The sequence below is a fragment of the Streptomyces sp. NPDC032091 genome (assembly GCF_055580265.1).
In genome coordinates, this window is record NZ_JBVILR010000001.1 from 1 (window position 1) to 18,484 (window position 18,484).

The 18,484-nt window shown below is 71.5% G+C and carries 13 protein-coding genes, 2 rRNA genes and 2 pseudogenes; 14 read left to right on the plus strand and 3 right to left on the minus strand.

Annotated features, from left to right (window positions below):
• The 4 genes and pseudogenes from ACZ5NJ_RS00005 to ACZ5NJ_RS00020 form a co-directional block, all read left to right on the plus strand.
• A 23S ribosomal RNA gene (locus ACZ5NJ_RS00005) occupies window positions 1–2,473 on the plus strand; the annotation flags it as partial.
• A gap of 106 nt (window positions 2,474–2,579) precedes the next feature.
• Window positions 2,580–2,696: ribosomal RNA gene (gene rrf, locus ACZ5NJ_RS00010) — 5S ribosomal RNA — on the plus strand.
• Between the two features lie 232 nt (window positions 2,697–2,928).
• Window positions 2,929–4,005, plus strand: a pseudogene (locus ACZ5NJ_RS00015) (hypothetical protein); the annotation flags it as partial.
• A gap of 12 nt (window positions 4,006–4,017) precedes the next feature.
• Window positions 4,018–5,196 (plus strand): annotated as a pseudogene (locus ACZ5NJ_RS00020) (hypothetical protein); the annotation flags it as partial.
• A gap of 79 nt (window positions 5,197–5,275) precedes the next feature.
• Here ACZ5NJ_RS00020 and ACZ5NJ_RS00025 read toward each other — a convergent pair.
• Entirely contained in the window at window positions 5,276–6,547 is a 1,272-nt protein-coding gene (locus tag ACZ5NJ_RS00025; protein ID WP_468760955.1) for a DUF1015 family protein, read from the minus strand.
• 143 nt (window positions 6,548–6,690) lie between these two features.
• Between ACZ5NJ_RS00025 and ACZ5NJ_RS00030 the strand changes: the two genes are divergently transcribed.
• The 4 genes from ACZ5NJ_RS00030 (at window position 6,691) to ACZ5NJ_RS00045 (ending at window position 10,809) form a co-directional block, all read left to right on the plus strand.
• Window positions 6,691–7,740 (plus strand): HAD-IIA family hydrolase, encoded by a 1,050-nt coding sequence (locus tag ACZ5NJ_RS00030; RefSeq protein ID WP_468760957.1) that lies wholly within the window; start codon window positions 6,691–6,693, stop codon window positions 7,738–7,740.
• Between the two features lie 63 nt (window positions 7,741–7,803).
• The gene (locus tag ACZ5NJ_RS00035) at window positions 7,804–8,853 is read left to right on the plus strand and encodes a FecCD family ABC transporter permease (protein WP_468761958.1); all 1,050 of its coding nucleotides are present in this window, start codon (window positions 7,804–7,806) and stop codon (window positions 8,851–8,853) included.
• On the plus strand, window positions 8,850–9,911 hold the full coding sequence (locus ACZ5NJ_RS00040) for a FecCD family ABC transporter permease (RefSeq protein ID WP_468760960.1): 1,062 nt from the start codon (window positions 8,850–8,852) through the stop codon (window positions 9,909–9,911). Before ACZ5NJ_RS00035 ends, ACZ5NJ_RS00040 begins: the two co-directional genes overlap by 4 nt.
• Window positions 9,912–9,915: 4 nt before the next feature.
• Window positions 9,916–10,809 (plus strand): ABC transporter ATP-binding protein, encoded by an 894-nt coding sequence (locus ACZ5NJ_RS00045; protein WP_468760962.1) that lies wholly within the window; start codon window positions 9,916–9,918, stop codon window positions 10,807–10,809.
• A gap of 195 nt (window positions 10,810–11,004) precedes the next feature.
• On the opposite strand, the gene ACZ5NJ_RS00050 is transcribed toward ACZ5NJ_RS00045, so the two are convergent.
• Window positions 11,005–11,352, minus strand: coding sequence for an SCP2 sterol-binding domain-containing protein (locus ACZ5NJ_RS00050; RefSeq protein ID WP_468760964.1), 348 nt, complete (start codon window positions 11,350–11,352; stop codon window positions 11,005–11,007).
• Window positions 11,353–11,417: 65 nt separating this feature from the next.
• Between ACZ5NJ_RS00050 and ACZ5NJ_RS00055 the strand changes: the two genes are divergently transcribed.
• The 6 genes from ACZ5NJ_RS00055 to ACZ5NJ_RS00080 all read left to right on the plus strand — a co-directional run bounded on the left by ACZ5NJ_RS00055 (window position 11,418) and on the right by ACZ5NJ_RS00080 (window position 17,173).
• Window positions 11,418–11,714 (plus strand): hypothetical protein, encoded by a 297-nt coding sequence (locus ACZ5NJ_RS00055; RefSeq protein WP_468760966.1) that lies wholly within the window; start codon window positions 11,418–11,420, stop codon window positions 11,712–11,714.
• Between the two features lie 7 nt (window positions 11,715–11,721).
• Window positions 11,722–12,537, plus strand: coding sequence for a TlyA family RNA methyltransferase (locus tag ACZ5NJ_RS00060; RefSeq protein ID WP_468760968.1), 816 nt, complete (start codon window positions 11,722–11,724; stop codon window positions 12,535–12,537).
• Window positions 12,534–13,517: an NAD kinase gene (locus ACZ5NJ_RS00065; RefSeq protein WP_468760970.1), complete on the plus strand. Its 984-nt coding sequence runs from the start codon at window positions 12,534–12,536 to the stop codon at window positions 13,515–13,517. The genes ACZ5NJ_RS00060 and ACZ5NJ_RS00065 overlap by 4 nt, the downstream gene beginning before the upstream one ends.
• A gap of 106 nt (window positions 13,518–13,623) precedes the next feature.
• Window positions 13,624–15,342 (plus strand): DNA repair protein RecN, encoded by a 1,719-nt coding sequence (gene recN, locus ACZ5NJ_RS00070; protein WP_468761960.1) that lies wholly within the window; start codon window positions 13,624–13,626, stop codon window positions 15,340–15,342.
• A gap of 147 nt (window positions 15,343–15,489) precedes the next feature.
• Window positions 15,490–16,599, plus strand: coding sequence for a glycosyltransferase family 4 protein (locus ACZ5NJ_RS00075; protein WP_468760972.1), 1,110 nt, complete (start codon window positions 15,490–15,492; stop codon window positions 16,597–16,599).
• A 196-nt stretch (window positions 16,600–16,795) separates the two neighbouring features.
• Window positions 16,796–17,173 carry a peptidoglycan-binding domain-containing protein gene (locus tag ACZ5NJ_RS00080; protein ID WP_468760974.1) on the plus strand — a complete coding sequence of 126 codons (378 nt, stop codon included), beginning with the start codon at window positions 16,796–16,798 and terminating at the stop codon, window positions 17,171–17,173.
• Between the two features lie 146 nt (window positions 17,174–17,319).
• Here ACZ5NJ_RS00080 and ACZ5NJ_RS00085 read toward each other — a convergent pair whose 3' ends face one another.
• A complete protein-coding gene (locus tag ACZ5NJ_RS00085; RefSeq protein WP_468760976.1) occupies window positions 17,320–18,372 on the minus strand; it encodes an NAD-dependent epimerase/dehydratase family protein in 1,053 nt (350 codons plus the stop codon).
• Between the last annotated feature and the right edge of the window lie 112 nt (window positions 18,373–18,484).

Here is an 18,484-nt window from a genome sequence, read left to right on the forward strand (position 1 = left end):
TCTCGTGACTGCGTGCCTTTTGAAGAATGAGCCTGCGAGTTAGCGGTGTGTAGCGAGGTTAACCCGTGTGGGGAAGCCGTAGCGAAAGCGAGTCCGAATAGGGCGATTGAGTTGCACGCTCTAGACCCGAAGCGGAGTGATCTAGCCATGGGCAGGTTGAAGCGGAGGTAAGACTTCGTGGAGGACCGAACCCACCAGGGTTGAAAACCTGGGGGATGACCTGTGGTTAGGGGTGAAAGGCCAATCAAACTCCGTGATAGCTGGTTCTCCCCGAAATGCATTTAGGTGCAGCGTCGTGTGTTTCTTGCCGGAGGTAGAGCACTGGATAGGCGATGGGCCCTACCGGGTTACTGACCTTAGCCAAACTCCGAATGCCGGTAAGTGAGAGCACGGCAGTGAGACTGTGGGGGATAAGCTCCATGGTCGAGAGGGAAACAGCCCAGAGCATCGACTAAGGCCCCTAAGCGTACGCTAAGTGGGAAAGGATGTGGAGTCGCAGAGACAACCAGGAGGTTGGCTTAGAAGCAGCCACCCTTGAAAGAGTGCGTAATAGCTCACTGGTCAAGTGATTCCGCGCCGACAATGTAGCGGGGCTCAAGCGTACCGCCGAAGTCGTGTCATTGCAGCAATAGGGCCAACGCCTGCTGTGATGGGTAGGGGAGCGTCGTGTGCCGGGTGAAGCAGCAGCGGAAGCTAGTTGTGGACGGTTCACGAGTGAGAATGCAGGCATGAGTAGCGATACACACGTGAGAAACGTGTGCGCCGATTGACTAAGGGTTCCTGGGTCAAGCTGATCTGCCCAGGGTAAGTCGGGACCTAAGGCGAGGCCGACAGGCGTAGTCGATGGACAACCGGTTGATATTCCGGTACCCGCTTTGAAACGCCCAATATCGAATCCATTAATGCTAAGGCCGTGAAGCCGTTCCGGACCCTTCGGGGAAAGGAAAGTGGTGGAGCCGCTGATCCAAGGTGGTAGTAGGTAAGCGATGGGGTGACGCAGGAAGGTAGTCCAGCCCGGGCGGTGGTTGTCCCGGGGTAAGGGTGTAGGCCGTGTGGTAGGCAAATCCGTCACACGTTAAGGCTGAGACCTGATGCCGAGCCGATTGTGGTGAAGTGGATGATCCTATGCTGTCGAGAAAAGCCTCTAGCGAGTTTCATGGCGGCCCGTACCCTAAACCGACTCAGGTGGTCAGGTAGAGAATACCGAGGCGTTCGGGTGAACTATGGTTAAGGAACTCGGCAAAATGCCCCCGTAACTTCGGGAGAAGGGGGGCCATTCCTGGTGATGAGACTTGCTCTCTGAGCTGGGGGTGGCCGCAGAGACCAGCGAGAAGCGACTGTTTACTAAAAACACAGGTCCGTGCGAAGCCGTAAGGCGATGTATACGGACTGACGCCTGCCCGGTGCTGGAACGTTAAGGGGACCGGTTAGTGACCTTTCGGGGTTGCGAAGCTGAGAACTTAAGCGCCAGTAAACGGCGGTGGTAACTATAACCATCCTAAGGTAGCGAAATTCCTTGTCGGGTAAGTTCCGACCTGCACGAATGGCGTAACGACTTCTCGACTGTCTCAACCATAGGCCCGGTGAAATTGCACTACGAGTAAAGATGCTCGTTTCGCGCAGCAGGACGGAAAGACCCCGGGACCTTTACTACAGTTTGATATTGGTGTTCGGTTCGGCTTGTGTAGGATAGGTGGGAGACTTTGAAGCAGCCACGCCAGTGGTTGTGGAGTCGCCGTTGAAATACCACTCTGGTCGTGCTGGATGTCTAACCTCGGTCCGTGATCCGGATCAGGGACAGTGTCTGATGGGTAGTTTAACTGGGGCGGTTGCCTCCCAAAGGGTAACGGAGGCGCCCAAAGGTTCCCTCAGCCTGGTTGGCAATCAGGTGTTGAGTGTAAGTGCACAAGGGAGCTTGACTGTGAGACCGACGGGTCGAGCAGGGACGAAAGTCGGGACTAGTGATCCGGCGGTGGCTTGTGGAAGCGCCGTCGCTCAACGGATAAAAGGTACCCCGGGGATAACAGGCTGATCTTCCCCAAGAGTCCATATCGACGGGATGGTTTGGCACCTCGATGTCGGCTCGTCGCATCCTGGGGCTGGAGTCGGTCCCAAGGGTTGGGCTGTTCGCCCATTAAAGCGGTACGCGAGCTGGGTTTAGAACGTCGTGAGACAGTTCGGTCCCTATCCGCTGTGCGCGTAGGAATATTGAGAAGGGCTGTCCCTAGTACGAGAGGACCGGGACGGACGAACCTCTGGTGTGCCAGTTGTCCTGCCAAGGGCATGGCTGGTTGGCTACGTTCGGGAGGGATAACCGCTGAAAGCATCTAAGCGGGAAGCCTGCTTCAAGATGAGTATTCCCACCTCCTTGAGAGGGTAAGGCTCCCAGTAGACGACTGGGTTGATAGGCCAGATGTGGAAGCCCGGTAACGGGTGGAGCTGACTGGTACTAATAGGCCGAGGGCTTGTCCTCAGTTGCTCGCGTCCACTGTGTTAGTTCTGAAGTAACGAACAGTTGCTGGTTTCTTGAGCTGGAACACAACTACAGAGTGTGCTTGTTCGCTCGAAACCGATAGGGTTTCGGTGGTCATAGCGTTAGGGAAACGCCCGGTTACATTCCGAACCCGGAAGCTAAGCCTTTCAGCGCCGATGGTACTGCAGGGGGGACCCTGTGGGAGAGTAGGACGCCGCCGAACAATCTTTCAAAGGACCCTTGGTCCTCAGCGTTCACGCTGAGGACCAAGGGTCCTTTTTGTTTTACACCTCTTTACGTTTTACGCCGAAGCGCGGCCATGGGCTGGTTGCGCGAGAATGACTAGCGGTACCCCGAAGACAGGAGTCACACCCATGTCCAACTCTCCCGACGAACGTCCGGAGCGCGAGCCTCGTCGCAACGACGGCGGTGACAGGGGCGGCTACCGCGGGGGCCGTGACGACCGTGGCGGTGACCGTGGTGGCTTCCGCCGCGACGACCGCGGTGGTCGCCCCGCCGGTGGCGGCTTCCGCCGTGACGACCGCGGCGGCCGTCCCGCCGGCGGTGGCTTCCGCGGCCGTGACGACCGCGGTGGCGACCGTCCGTCGTACCCGCGTCGCGACGACGACCGCGGTGGCTTCCGCGGCGGCCGCGACGACCGTGGCGGCGACCGCCCCTCGTACCCCCGCCGCGACGACGACCGCGGGGGCCGTCCCTCCTTCCCGCGTCGTGATGACGACCGTGGTGGTTTCCGTGGCGGTCGTGATGACCGTGGTGGCGACCGTCCGTCGTACCAGCGTCGTGACGACCGTGGTGGCGACCGTCCGTTCTCGCCGCGTCGTGATGACGACCGTGGTGGTTTCCGTGGTGGCCGTGACGAGCGTGGTGGCGACCGTCCGTCGTACCCCCGCCGTGACGACCGTGGAGGCGAGCGTCCCTCCTTCCCGCGTCGTGATGACGACCGTGGTGGGTTCCGCGGTGGCCGTGATGACCGTGGTGGCGACCGTCCGTCGTACCCCCGCCGTGACGACCGTGGAGGCGAGCGTCCCTCCTACCCGCGTCGTGATGACGACCGTGGTGGGTTCCGCGGCGGTCGTGACGACCGTGGTGGCGACCGTCCCTCGTACCAGCGTCGTGACGACCGGGGCGAGCGTCCTTCCTACCCGCGTCGCGACGACGAGCGCGGCGGCTTCCGTGGCGGCGACCGCCCCTCGTACCCGCGCCGTGACGACCGTGGCGAGCGTCCCTCGTACCCGCGTCGTGATGACGAGCGTGGTGGTTTCCGTGGCGGGCGTGACGACCGTGGCGGCGACCGTCCCTCGTACCCCCGCCGCGACGACCGTGGTGGCGACCGTCCGTTCTCGCCGCGTCGTGATGACGACCGTGGTGGTTTCCGTGGTGGCCGTGACGACCGTGGTGGCGACCGTCCCTCGTACCAGCGTCGTGACGACCGTGGCGACCGTCCCTCCTACCCCCGTCGCGACGACCGGGGCGAGCGTCCCTCGTACCCGCGTCGTGACGACGAGCGCGGCGGTTTCCGTGGCGGCCGTGACGACCGTGGCGGCGACCGTCCGTCCTACGGGCGTCGTGACGACCGCGGCGGCGACCGTCCTTCCTTCCGCCGTGACGACCGGGGCGACCGTCCGTCCTACCCGCGCCGTGACGACCGGGGCGGCGAGCGCGGTGGCTACCGTGGTGGCCGCGATGACCGCGGTGGTTTCCGCGGTGGCCGCGACGACCGTGGCGAGCGCGGCGGCCGTGAGTTCCGTGCCGACCGCGACCGGGACCCGGTCAAGCGCCTCCCGATCGACGAGGACGTCACCGGCCACGAGATCGACGCCGACGTGCGCCAGGAGCTCCTGAGCCTGCCCAAGGGGCTGGCCGAGGAGGTCTCGCGCAACCTGGTCATGGTCGCCCGGCTGATCGACGAGGACCCGGAGCAGGCGTACGCGTACGCCCGCATCGCCCTGCGCCTGGCCTCCCGCGTCGCCGCCGTGCGCGAGGCCGCCGGCTTCGCCGCGTACGCGACGCAGAAGTACAGCGAGGCCCTCGCCGAGTTCCGGGCCGCCAAGCGGATGACCGGTTCCGTCGAGCTGTGGCCCGTCATGGCCGACTGCGAGCGCGGCCTCGGCCGTCCCGAGCGGGCGCTGGCCATGGCCGGCGAGCCCGAGGTGCAGAAGCTGGACAAGGCCGGCCAGGTCGAGATGCGTCTCGTCGCCGCCGGTGCCCGCCGGGACATGGGCGAGCTCGACGCCGCCATCGTGACCCTGCAGAGCCCCGAGCTGGCCTCCCACGCCGTGCAGCCGTGGACCGCCCGCCTGCGGTACGCCTACGCGGACGCCCTGCTGGCCGCCGGCCGTGAGGACGAGGCGCGCGAGTGGTTCGCCAAGACCCTTGAGGCCGACAAGGACGGGGCGACGGACGCCTCCGACCGCCTGGCCGAGATCGACGGGGTCGAGTTCGTGGACGCGGCCGCCCCCGACGAGGACACGGACGCGGACGTCGACGACCTCGGTGACGAGGACGACGAGGACGACGAGGACGAGGACACGGCCGAGGTGGCCGCAGCCGAGCGCGCCGCCGACCAGACCGAGTACTACGACGAGGACGACGAGGAGTACGAGCCCGCCGACGGCCCGGACGCCGACGTCGACCTCACCGACGAGATCGTCGTCGTCGAGGACGAGGAGCGCCAGGAGCGCGAGGCCCGCGACAAGGGCTGATCGGGCCTGATGCCGAAGAAGGGCGGCACCCCCTCGGGGGTGCCGCCCTTCCGCATGTCCGGGGCCGGGAGCGGACGGATCAGCCCAGGCTGCGCAGGACCAGCCCGGTGGCCGGCTTCGGGCCGAAGGAGGTGGACTTGCGGGGCATCGTGACGCCCTGGCGGGCCAGGTCGCGTACGACCTCCTCGCGGACCGGGTGCAGCAGGACGGCCGTGCCGCCGTGGCGTTCGGCCATCGCGACCGTGGCCGCCGCGTCGTGGATGTACGCGATGTGCTCCGGGGCGTCCGGGACCTGCCACAGGGCGTCCAGCAGGGAGGCGTGCAGCACCGTCGCGTCCAGCCGGCGCCAGGCCTCGGGGCGGTCGCGGCGCACGGTGCGCTCGATCAGGTCCGGATCCGGGTCCGTGACCAGGTGGAAGGTGCCGTCGCCGGCGAGGAGGAAGGCGTTGCCGCGTTCCGAGGCGTCGGCGAGGGCCTCCAGGGCCAGCGGGAGCGGGCCGTCGACCGGGCGGACCCGGAAGGAACCCTCCGCCTTCGCCAGGGCCTCGGCGAGGGGCAGGCGGCGCAGCATGCGGTGGATGGCGCGGACCTGGAGCGGGTAGCGGGCGGTGTCCACGAGGAGGACCAGGCCGAAGTCCCAGGGGGTCGGCGAGGCGTGCTCCTCCTGGAGGCGCAGGTACGTCGCCCAGCGGTGGTGGCCGTCGGCGATGAGGGCCTGGCGGTGGGCCAGGTCGCCGGTGACGGCGGCCAGCTCGGCGGGGTCGGTGACGGCCCAGAGGCTGTGGCGGAACCCGTCCTCGGTGACCGTGGACAGCAGCGGTTCGCGCGCCGCGGTGGCCTCGACGACCGCGTCCGCGCCGGCGCCCGGGCCGTCGCCGCGGTAGGTGAGCAAGAGGGGTTCGAGGTTGGCCGAAGTGGCGCGCATCAGGCCGGCCCGGTCGGTGACCACGTCCGGCATCACGTCCTCGTGCGGCAGGACGATGCCGGCGTCGGCGGCGGACAGGGCCAGGGCGCCGATGATGCCGCGCTGCAGGAGGCCGGCCTTGCGCTGCTCGTAGACGTAGAGTCCGGGCTGCGGGTCGGCGCTGAGGACGCCCTGTGCGAGCCAGTCGCTCAGGGTGCGGGCGGCCTGTTCGTTGCGCGCGGCCGGGGTGCCGGCCTGGGGCAGGATGAGCCGGACGATGTTGTGCGGGTCGGCGGATTCGAGGTAGTCGACTCCGTCGGGGCGTACGACCACGTCGTACGGCGGCGAGGTCACCGCCGCCAGGCTGCCGACGCGCTCCGGGACGTACCGCAGTCCGTGGAAAGGGGTCAGGCGCAGCCCGTGCTCCGCGTTGCCAGGTGTGGTCATTGGTGCATGGTAAGACCCGTCTCGCGGTCTGGGACGGGCGGGGGAGCAACCGGGTAGTGCAAACTCGGACAAGATCAAACGTAAGAACCGAAGCACCGTTACAGTCCTGAGCGTTTCGAGAACGTGCATTGAGGAGCGGCCAGATGACCCGGCAGAGCAGGACCCGTCCCGCGGGCAGTGAGCGGAGTCTGCACCAGGCGTACGACACGGCCCTGCTGGACCTGGACGGGGTGGTGTACGCGGGCGGTCACGCCATCGCGCACGCCGTCGAGTCCCTGGCCGCGGCCCGGGCCGGCGGGATGCACCTGGCGTACGTCACCAACAACGCGCTGCGGACCCCGGAGGCGGTGGCGGCGCACCTGGGCGAGCTGGGGATCCCGACGGAGGCGGGTGAGGTGATCACCTCGGCGCAGGCGGTGGCCCGGCTGATCGCGGAGCAGGTGGAGCCGGGGTCGAAGGTGCTGGTGATCGGCGGGGAGGGGCTGCGGGTCGCGCTGCGCGAACGCGGGCTGGTGCCGGTGGAGTCCGCGGACGAGGAGGGGCTCGCGGCGGTGGTCCAGGGCTACGGCGGCCCCGACCTGGCGTGGGGGCGGTTCGCGGAGGCGGCGTACGCGATCAACCGCGGGGTGCCCTGGTACGCGTCCAACACGGACCTGACGATCCCCGGGGCGCGCGGGATCGCGCCGGGCAACGGGGCGGCGGTGGAGGTCGTACGGATCGCCACGGGCGCCGAGCCGCAGGTGGCGGGGAAGCCGCTGCCGCCGATGCACCGGGAGACGGTGCTGCGGACGGGCGCGGAGCGGCCGCTGGTGGTCGGGGACCGGCTGGACACCGACATCGAGGGCGCGTTCAACGGGGACGTGGACTCCCTGCTCGTGCTGACCGGGGTGACGGACGCGGAGCAGCTGCTGCGGGCCGAGCCCCGGCACCGGCCGACGTACGTGGACCGGGACCTGCGCGGGCTGCTCACCGGGCAGCCGGAGGTGACGGGGGCGCAGGGGGCCTGGCGGTGCGGCGGCTGGAGCGCGGCGCACGCGGGGAAGCGGCTGGAGCTGACCCGGGCCGCGGACGCGGCGGGGGAGGCCGATCCGGTCGACGGGCTGCGGGCGCTGTGCGCGGCGGCCTGGTCCACGGCCGGGGACGGCGTCTACGCGGACGACGTGGAGGAGGCGCTGGCCGCACTGGGGTGGTGAACGGGGGCGCTCGGCTGTCCGGGGATCATTTCGGGCGCAGGGTAGGCTAACCTAACTTCCGTGTTGGCTGAGAGTCCCCCCGAAACCGAGCGGCCCGCGCCGCCGCCCGCCGTGGCCCGTCCGGGCCACGGCAGGCGCACCGCGGGCCTGCTGACCGCCCTCGCCGTACTGGCCCTGGTCGCGGTGGCGAGCATCGCCGTCGGCGCCAAGGCGATGCCGCTCGCCGACGTCTGGCACGGGCTGTTCCACTACGACGGCACCACCAACGACGTCGTCGTACGGGACCTGCGGGTCCCGCGCACCGTCCTGGGAGTGATGGTCGGGCTCGGACTCGGCCTGTCCGGCGCGGTGATGCAGGCCCTGACCCGCAACCCGCTGGCCGAGCCCGGCATCCTCGGCGTCAACGCCGGCGCCGCGGCCGCCGTCGTCTCCGCCATCAGCTTCTTCGGGGCGAGCACGCTGACCGAGTTCGTCTGGTGGGCCTTCCTGGGCGCCGCGGTCGTCTCCGTCGCCGTCTACGTGCTCGGCGGCAGCCGCAGCGCGACCCCCGTGCGCCTCGCGCTCGCCGGTACGGCGGCCAGCGCGGCCCTCGTCGGCTACATCAACGCCGTCCAGCTCCTGGACAGCCAGGCCCTGGGCAAGCTCCGCTTCTGGACGGTGGGTTCGCTGGCCTCGGCCACCATGGACACCGTCCGCCAGGTCGCCCCCTTCCTGCTGGCCGGCACCCTGCTCGCGCTGCTGCTCGGCCGGCCGCTCAACGCGATGGCCATGGGCGACGACACCGCCCGGGCGCTGGGCGCGCACCTGACGCGGACCCGGATCGCGGCCATGGCCGCCATCACCCTGCTGTGCGGGGCCGCGACCGCCGCCTGCGGGCCGATCGTCTTCGTCGGGCTGATGGTCCCGCACCTGGCACGCCTGGTCACCGGGCCCGACATGCGCTGGGTCCTGGCCTACTCGGCCGTGCTGTCGCCCGTGCTGCTGCTCGGCGCCGACGTGATCGGACGGGTCGTCACCCGGCCCGGAGAGCTCCAGGTCGGCATCGTCACCGCCCTGATCGGCGGCCCCGTCTTCATCCACCTGGTCCGGCGCAAGAGGATGGCCCAGCTGTGACCGACCTCCGCCTCCGCAAGGCCGCCCGGCCGCGCACCCTGCGCGGCCCCGCCGCCACCTCGCTGCGCGTCGAGCCGCGCGCCCTGCTCGCCGGGCTGCTGCTGGTCGCCGCGGCGCTGGTGCTGGCCGTCGTCCTCATCGGCACCGGCGACTTCGAGATCGCGCCCGGGGACGTCGTGCGGACCCTGCTGGGCGACGGAGCTCCCGCCGACGACTTCATCGTCAACGACCTGCGGCTGCCGCGCGTCCTGGTCGCGATCCTGGTCGGGGCGGCCCTCGGGATGTCCGGGGCGGTCTTCCAGTCCGTCTCGCGCAACCCGCTCGGCTCGCCCGACCTCCTCGGCTTCGGGTACGGCTCGGCCGTCGGAGCGCTCGTCGTCATCACCCTGTTCAAGGGCGGGGCCACCGAGGTCGCGCTGGGCGCGGTCGTCGGCGGGGTGGTGACCGGGGCCGCGGTGTACCTCCTCGCGTACAAGAAGGGCATCCACGGGTACCGGCTGGTGCTGGTCGGCATCGGCGCCTCGGCGGTCCTCGTCGCCGTCATCCAGTACCTGATCGCCAAGGCGCAGCTCGTCGAGGCCACCCGGGCGATGGTCTGGCTGACCGGTTCGCTGGCCGGGCGCGACTGGGGGCAGGTGTGGCCGCTGCTGGTCACCTGCGCGGTGCTCTTCCCCCTCGTCCTCGGGCAGAGCCGGGCCCTGCGGGTGATCGAGATGGGCGACGACGCCGCGTACGCCCTGGGCGTGCCCGTCGAGCGGACCCGGATGCTGCTGATGCTGGCGGCGGTCCTGCTGACCACGGCGGCCGCCGCGGCGGCCGGGCCGATCAGCTTCGTGGCGCTGGCCGCCCCGCAGCTGGCCCGGCGGCTCACCCGCTCGCCCGGGTCGAACCTGCTGACCGGCGCGCTGATGGGCACCGTCCTGCTGCTGGCCTCCGACCTGGGCTCGCAGCGGGCCTTCGGCGCGGACCAGCTGCCGGTGGGCGTGGTCACCGGCCTGGTCGGCGGCGTCTACCTGCTCTGGCTGCTCGTCATGGAGCGCAAGGCGGGACGGGTGTGACCGTATGACCCACACGACGCACACCACGCAGACCGTGCGCACGCCGCACACCCACGGGCACGGCCCGGCCGACACGAGGAGTACGCAGGTGCAGAGGCTGACCGCGGAGAACGTCACCCTCGGCTACGACCAGCGGGTCATCGCCGAAAACCTCTCGGTGGAGATCCCCGACCACTCGTTCACGGTCATCGTCGGCCCCAACGCCTGCGGCAAGTCCACGCTGCTGCGCGCCCTGTCGCGGATGCTCAAGCCCACCGCCGGACGGGTCCTGCTGGACGGGCGGGCCATCACCTCGACGCCCGCCAAGCAGGTGGCCCGCACGCTGGGGCTGCTCCCGCAGTCCTCGGTGGCGCCCGACGGCATCACCGTCGCCGACCTGGTCGCCCGCGGCCGGTACCCGCACCAGGGGCTGCTGCGCCAGTGGTCGGCGGAGGACGAGCGGATCGTCCTGGAGTCGATGGCCTCCACCGGGGTCGCCGAACTCGCCGACCGGGCCGTGGACGAGCTGTCGGGCGGACAGCGCCAGCGGGTGTGGATCGCGATGGCCCTGGCCCAGCAGACCCCGCTGCTGCTCCTGGACGAGCCGACGACCTACCTGGACATCCAGCACCAGCTGGAGGTCCTCGACCTGTGCGCCCAGCTCCACGAGGAGCGGGGGCGGACCCTGGTCGCGGTGCTGCACGACCTCAACCAGGCGGCCCGCTACGCCACGCACCTGATCGCCCTGCGCGGCGGGGTGGTGGTCGCGCAGGGGCCGCCGTCCGAGGTGGTCACGGCCGGGCTGGTGGAGGAGGTGTTCGGGGTGGCCTGCCGGGTCATCGACGACCCGGAGACCGGCACGCCGCTGGTGGTCCCGGCCGCACGGAGGGCCAGGGCGAAGGCGGGGGCCGGGGTCTGAGGCCTAGGCCGTCTCTTCCGGATCTCGCCTGGCCCGCGCCGCCCGGCACCGCACCTCGCCGCCTTGGTGGGGCACCAAGTACGTCCAGTACGGCGGCGCCCCGCCAAGGCGCCGATGCACGGCACCTGGGGGCACCTCCCAGCGGTAGCTGGGGGAACGACGCGGGCTTGACCGGCAAGATCCGGAAGAGACGGCCTAGAGGAGGCTCTTGAGGCGCAGGAGGTCGCGGAAGCCGGCCTCCAGGCGGACCCGGCCCGAGGCCCAGGCCTTGGCGAACTTCAGCCGTCCGTCGACCAGCGCGAGGAGGTCGTCCCCCGACATCCCGAGGCGGATCTCGGCCTTGGCGCGGGGCGGGCCCGGGGTGAGGGCGTCCACCCGGATCCGGCCGCCGTCGAGGCGGCCGGTGAAGGTCATGTCGAGGTCGGTGATGTGACAGCTCAGGGACCGGTCGAGGGCGGCGGCGCCGCTCACGTCGCCGTCGGCCCCCGCGAGGTTGTCGGAGAGTCGGTCGAGTGCGGCGCGGCACTCCTGGATCGTAGCCATGGTGTCCCGACCGTACAGCAGAGCCGCGCGTGGCACGGGCGGTGCTTCGGGGTAGCGTCGGGGGCATGACCGACGATGTGTCCGAGGCAGCCGAGGACGTCCCCCAGGAGCCGACGGTGGCCGGGGCGGAGGCCGGGGCGGAGACCGCCGCCGAGCCCGCGGGGCCCGCTCCGCTGGGCCTCGTGCGCACCCCCACCGGGCACCCCGGCGTGGACGCGCACCTGGAGCGGCTCGCGGACGCGGACCACCTGGCGGCGGACGGGCACGTCGAGGTGTACGAGGATGTACACCGGGGACTGCGCGAGGCGCTGAGCGCGCTGGACGCACAGCCCGTCCCCGCACCGTACGAAAACAGGAGCTGAACCGAACGTGGCAGGAGTGGCACGCCGCCGCCTGGACGCCGAACTGGTACGCCGCAGCATGGCCCGCTCGCGGGAGCACGCGGCCCAGCTGATCGCCGCGGGCCGGGTGACCGTGGGCGGCACGACCGCGACCAAGCCGGCCACCCAGGTCGAGACCAGCGCGGCCCTCGTCGTCCTCAAGGACGACAGCGACCCCGACTACGTCTCCCGCGGCGGCCACAAACTGGCCGGCGCGCTCGCAGCCTTCCAGCCGCTGGGGCTGGCCGTCGAGGGCCGCCGGGCGCTGGACGCGGGCGCCTCGACCGGCGGGTTCACCGACGTACTGCTGCGCGCGGGCGTGGCCCACGTCGTCGCCGTGGACGTCGGCTACGGCCAGCTGGCCTGGTCGCTGCAGAGCGACGAGCGGGTGACCGTCAAGGACCGCACCAACGTGCGCGAGCTGACGCCCGAACTGATCGACGGCGTCCCCGTGGACCTGGTCGTCGGCGACCTGTCCTTCATCTCGATCGGCCTGGTGCTGCCCGCCCTCGTGCGGTGCACGGCGCCGGACGCCGACCTGGTGCTGATGGTCAAGCCGCAGTTCGAGGTGGGCAAGGAGCGGCTCGGCAGCGGCGGCGTGGTGCGCAGCCCCGAGCTGCGCGCCGAGGCCGTGCGGGACGTCGCCGCGCAGGCCTGGAAGCTGGGACTGGGCGTGCTGGGGGTCACCGCGAGTCCGCTGCCCGGGCCGTCGGGGAACGTCGAGTACTTTCTGTGGCTTCGGGCGGGGGCACCGGCACTCGACCCGGGGGATGTCGACCGTGCAGTGGCGGAGGGGCCTCAGTGACAGATTCGTCGTCAGCGTCAGCGTCAACGGGTTCAACGGGTTCAACGGGTGCAACGGGTTCCGCGCCTCCGGCGGAACCGGGGGCGGGCCCGCGGACCGTCTTCCTGGTCGCCCACACCGGGCGGCCCGCGGCCATACGCAGCGCCGAGCTGGTGGTGCTCGGGCTGCTGAAGTCGGGGATCGGGGTGCGGGTCCTCGCGTACGAGGCGCGGGACCTGCCGCTGCCGCTCGAGGTGGAGCTCGTCGGGGAGTGCACGCCCGAGGTGCTGGCCGGGTGCGAGCTGCTGATCGTGCTGGGCGGGGACGGGACCCTGCTGCGCGGGGCGGAGTTCGCGCGCGGGTCGGGGGTGCCGATGCTGGGCGTCAACCTGGGCCGCGTGGGCTTCCTCGCCGAGGCCGAGCGCGACGACCTGGACCGGGTGGTGGACCGGGTGGTGCGCAAGGCGTACGAGGTCGAGGAGCGGATGACCCTCGACGTCCTCGTCCGGACCAACGGTGACGAGGTCCACCGGGACTGGGCGCTGAACGAGGCCGCCGTCCAGAAGGTGTCCGCCGAGCGGATGCTGGAGGTGGTCCTGGAGATCGACGGGCGCCCGGTGACCGGCTTCGGGTGCGACGGCATCGTCTGCGCGACGCCGACCGGCTCGACGGCGTACGCCTTCTCGGCCGGCGGCCCGGTGGTGTGGCCGGAGGTGGAGGCGCTGCTGATGGTGCCGATCAGCGCGCACGCGCTGTTCGCGAAGCCGCTGGTCACCTCGCCGGACTCGGTGCTGGCGGTGGAGGTGCAGACCGGGACCCAGCACGGGGTGCTGTGGTGCGACGGCCGGCGGACGCTGGAGCTGCCCGCCGGGGCGCGGGTGGAGGTCCGGCGCGGGACGGTGCCGGTGCGGCTCGCCCGGCTGCACCACGCGTCGTTCACGGACCGGCTCGTGGCCAAGTTCGCGCTGCCGGTGTCGGGTTGGCGCGGCGCGCCGCACTGAGGACGGCACCGGACCCGCTATTAGCACACCCGTTCGGAAAACTCCGGGCGGGTGAGGTCACATGGCACCCGCGAAACCTCGGTATGGTCGTCCCGTGCTTGAGGAGATGCGGATACGGTCACTCGGGGTCATCGACGACGCGGTGGTCGAGCTGTCGCCCGGTTTCACCGCGGTGACCGGCGAGACCGGCGCGGGCAAGACGATGGTCGTCACCAGCCTCGGGCTGCTGCTCGGCGGCCGCGCCGACCCGGCCCTGGTGCGGATCGGGGCCAAGGCGGCGGTGGTCGAGGGCCGCGTCGTCCTGCGCCCGGACGCGGCCGCCGCCGTGCGCGCCGAAGAGGCCGGGGCCGAGCTCGACGAAGGCGCCCTGCTGATCAGCCGGACCGTGTCGGCCGAAGGGCGCTCGCGCGCCCACGTCGGCGGCCGCTCCGTCCCCGTCGGGCTGCTCTCCGAGCTCGCCGACGACCTGGTCGCCGTCCACGGGCAGACCGACCAGCAGGGCCTGCTGCGGCCCGCCCGCCAGCGCCAGGCCCTCGACCGGTACGCGGGCGACGCCGTCGCCGTCCCCCTGGAGAAGTACGCCGGCGCCTACCGGCGGCTGCGCGCCGCCTCCGCCGAACTGGAGACGATCACCACCCGCGCCCGGGAACGGGCGCAGGAGGCCGACCTGCTGCGCTTCGGCCTGGACGAGGTGGCCGCCGTCGAGCCGCTGCCCGGCGAGGACGCCGAGCTGGCGGCCGAGGCCGAACGGCTCGGGCACGCCGAGTCCCTCGCCTCCGCCGCGCAGGCCGCCCACGCGGCCCTCGCGGGCGACGTGGAGGACCCGGAAGGCGTCGACGCCACCACCCTCGTCGCCGGCGCGCACCGCGCCCTGGAGGCCGTACGCTCCCACGACCCGGTGCTCGGCGGCCTCGCCGACCGGATCGCGGAGCTGAACATTCTGCTCGGCGACGTGGCCGGCGAGCTGGCCGGGTACGCCGACGACCTGGACGCCGACCCCCTGCGGCTGGCCGCCGTGGAGGAGCGGCGGGCGGCGCTGACCCAGCTGACCCGCAAGTACGGCGACTCCGTCGACTCCGTCCTCGAATGGGCCCAGAAGGGCTCTGCCCGGCTGCTGGAGCTCGACGGGGACGACGAGCGGATCGAGGAGCTGACCGCCGAACGGGACGCGCTGCGCGCCGAACTGTCCCAGCTGGCCCAGGCGCTGACCGACGCCCGCACGGAGGCCGCCGAACGCTTCGCCTCCGCCGTCACCGCCGAACTGGCCTCCCTGGCCATGCCGCACGCCCGGGTGACCATCGACATCCGCCAGACCGAGGACCCCGACGGCGTCGAGGTCGGCGGCCGGCCGGTCGCGTATGGGCCCACCGGCGCCGACGAGGTCGAGCTGCTGCTCGCCCCGCACCCCGGTGCCCAGCCCCGGCCGATCGCCAAGGGGGCCTCCGGCGGCGAGCTCTCCCGGGTCATGCTGGCCGTCGAGGTCGTCTTCGCCGGCACCACGCCCGTGCCCACCTACCTCTTCGACGAGGTCGACGCGGGCGTCGGCGGCAAGGCGGCCGTCGAGATCGGCCGGCGGCTGGCCAAGCTCGCCAAGACGGCCCAGGTCGTCGTCGTCACCCACCTGCCGCAGGTGGCGGCCTTCGCGGACCGCCAGCTGCTGGTCGAGAAGACCGTCGACGGATCGGTGACCCGTTCCGGGGTCACCGTCCTGGAGGGCGAGGACCGGATCCGCGAACTCTCGCGGATGCTCGCCGGCCAGGAGGACTCGCAGACGGCCCGCGCCCACGCCGAGGAACTGCTCGCGGCGGCCCGCGCGGACGGCTGAGACACCGGGACGTTAGCCCGTGTGGGTGAGGCTGGGGGGCGCACTGCGGTATCCCGCACCGGATCCGCACCCGTATGGTCCCGGAACGCGCGTACGGGCTGGCATCCTGGGCGACGTCTCTGACCCCTCACCCTGGAGCTACCGCCCGTGAGCAGCTCCCCGGCTTCGCTACCGCCGCCCGCCCTGCCGTACGGGCGGCCCCCGCTGCGCGCCGTCCAGGTCCTCGGCGGCGCGGGCGCGGGCAGCAGCGCCCACGTGCGCTCCCTCACGACGGGGCTCGCGGCGCGCGGCGTACGGGTGACCGTGTGCGCCCCCGTCGCGGCCGAGGGGGAGTACGACTTCACGGGCGCCGGCGCCGAGTTCACCCCCGACGCGGCGTGCGCGCTGCGGGCCGCCTGCGCCGGGGCGGACGTGGTCCACGCGCACGGCCTACGGGCCGGCATGCGCGCCGCCCTCGCCCTGCGGGGCCGCGGCCGGCACGCCCCGCTGGTGGTCACCTGGCACGGCACGGCACCCGACGCGGGCCCGCTGGGCCGCCTCGGCCGCCTGCTGGAACGCCACGTGGCCCGGGCCGCGGCGGTGGTCCTCGGCTCCTCCTCCGACCAGGTCGACCTCGCCCGCCGCCGGGGCGCCCGGGACGCGCGCCTCGCCGCCGTGGCCGTACCGGGAGCGCCGACGGCACCCGACGCGGGCAAGACCCGCGCGGAACTCGGCGCGGTGGAACGCCCCCTGGTCATCGCGGTCGGCAGCCTCGTCGCCCGCCGCGGCTACTCCGTCCTGCTGGACGCGGCACGGGCATGGCGGGTGCTGGAACCGGTGCCGCTGCTGGTGATCGCGGGGGAGGGCCCGCTGCGCCCGGAGCTCGCCCGCCGCATCGCGGCGGAGGACCTCCCGGTGCGCCTCCTGGGCCGCCGCCGCGACGCCGACCGCCTGCTGGCGGCCGCGGACGTCGCCGTCCTCCCCAGCAGCTGGGAGGGCCGCTCCCTGCTGGCCCAGGAGGCCCTGCGGGCCGGCGTCGCCCTGGTGGCGACGGAGGTCGGCGGGATCCCGGAACTGGTCGGCGACGCGGCGGTCCTGGTCCCGTACGGCGACGCGCCCGCCCTGGCGGACGCGGTGGCCACGCTCCTCGACGACCCGGACCGCCGCGCCGCCCTGGCCCTCGCCGGCCGCGCCCAGGCGGCGACGTGGCCGTCGGAGGACGACACGGTGGCCCAGGTCCTGGCGGTGTACGACGAACTGATGGAACGCCAGCGGTAGCGCGGCCGCGTCAGGAGTCCTTCACCAGCGGCTCGCGGCCGCGAACCGGACGCGGCTCGGATGCCCGCACCTGCGCGAAGGCGTAATCTGGATGCGTCGCTCTGTCCGGCCCGGGCCCTCGGCCGTTCGCCGGACCCGGGCAATCGATGCGGAAACCGATCCGGGGCAATGATCTGCGCCCCCGGAGGTGATGAACATGCGACGCTTGCTCACTGCTGCGGCCCTGGTGGTCCCCCTCGTCTTCGCGGGAGGCCCGGCCGTCGCGGTACCTGAGAGCGCCCCTTCTGCGACCAGCGTGGCGACGAAGAAGGCAGCGGACATCTGCACCTACACCCTCAGCCGTCCGACGATCAGGCGCGGCTCCTCGGGGAGGGCCGTCCAGCAGGCCCAGTGCTACCTCAACCATGCCATGACGGGCACGGACCTGGACGAAGACGGCGACTTCGGCCCGGTCACCAACACGGCGACCAGGCGGTTCCAGGACTGTGCGGGCATCGTCGTGGACGGAGTCATCGGGGCTCAGACATGGTCGTCCCTCGTCTTCTGGGCCAACTCGTCGGACTACGTCTGCTGAGCCGGCAGGCACAGCCAGGGCCGAGCTGCGTGAGCGACCCCTGGTCGCGACCGAGGCCGGGCAGGGTTCCGGAACTGGCCGGCGCGCGGCGGGCCTGCTGACGTAGTCACCGATACGGAGTGGAAGCGGGCACCTGACTTCTCCTCTCAGGCCGCTTCGGCGGCCTCGCGGCGCAGGAAGTCGGGCAGCGCGCTCGGGGTGTGGTCGAGCCAGGCCACGTAGCGGGCGACGCCCTCGGCCACCGTGATGGCGGGCTCCCACTCCAGGGCGGCGGTCATGCGGGCGGTGTCGGCGGTCCCGCCCAGCGGGTCGCCCTCGGGAAGCGGCTGGTCCTGGAACTCGGCGTCCGGGTAGTGGCGGCGGATGAGCTGGGCCAGGTCACGGATGGACGTGGCCCGGCCGGTGCCAATGTTGAGTACCTGCCGGTCGGCCCCCGGGGCGAGCATCGCGCGAATCGTGGCCTCGGCGATGTCTTCGACATGGACGAAGTCGCGGACCTGCCGTCCGCCTCCGTTCAGCAGCAGGGGGAGGCCGAGCTTCGCGCGCATCGCCATCCAGGCCACCACCCACGAGTGCGAGCCCTCCTTGACGGTCTGGGGCTCGCCGTAGACCGAGAAGTAGCGGACTGACGTGTGAGAGACGTCGGTCTTGCCCAGCACGAGCGCAGTCTGTGCCTCGCCCCACGCTTTGGTGTTCGCGTACACCGACAGTGGGGCCAGGGGAACGCCTTCGCTCCACGTCTGTACGTCGTGGCACTTGGGGTCGCCGTTGCCGTAGACGGCTGCCGAGGACACGAACACGAACCGGCGGACGTGGGCGCCGCAGCGGCGGACCGCGTCCAACAGGACTTGTGTCCCGGCGACGTTGGTCTGGATGGCGGCCATCGGGTTGCGGGTGCAGGCGGCCACGTCGGCGACGGCGGCGGCGTGCAACACGTAGTCGGCTTCCCCGACGACGTGGTCCATCAGAGTCTCGTCGGCGATGTCGCCCACGATGGTGTCCCGGTCGGCGGTGTGCACGCCGAACAGGTCGGCGTAGACCGTAGCGGGGTAGGCGTCGAGCTTGCCCACCGCGAGCACGCGGGCCCCGGCCGCGCGAAGGCGGGCGGTGATGCGGGAGCCGACAAGGCCCCCGCCTCCGGTGACCACCACGGTCGAGCCGGCAAGGGCGGCGGACAGGTCGGCATCGGTCAGCGGCACGGCAGTCTCCTTGAAGTCGGCAGCACAAGGGGGAGGGGTGGGCGCCATGGGAAGGAGTGGTGTTGCAGCCCCGGCGGCGTTGCAAACAGTGAACTCTCCTGCACGGAAGGTG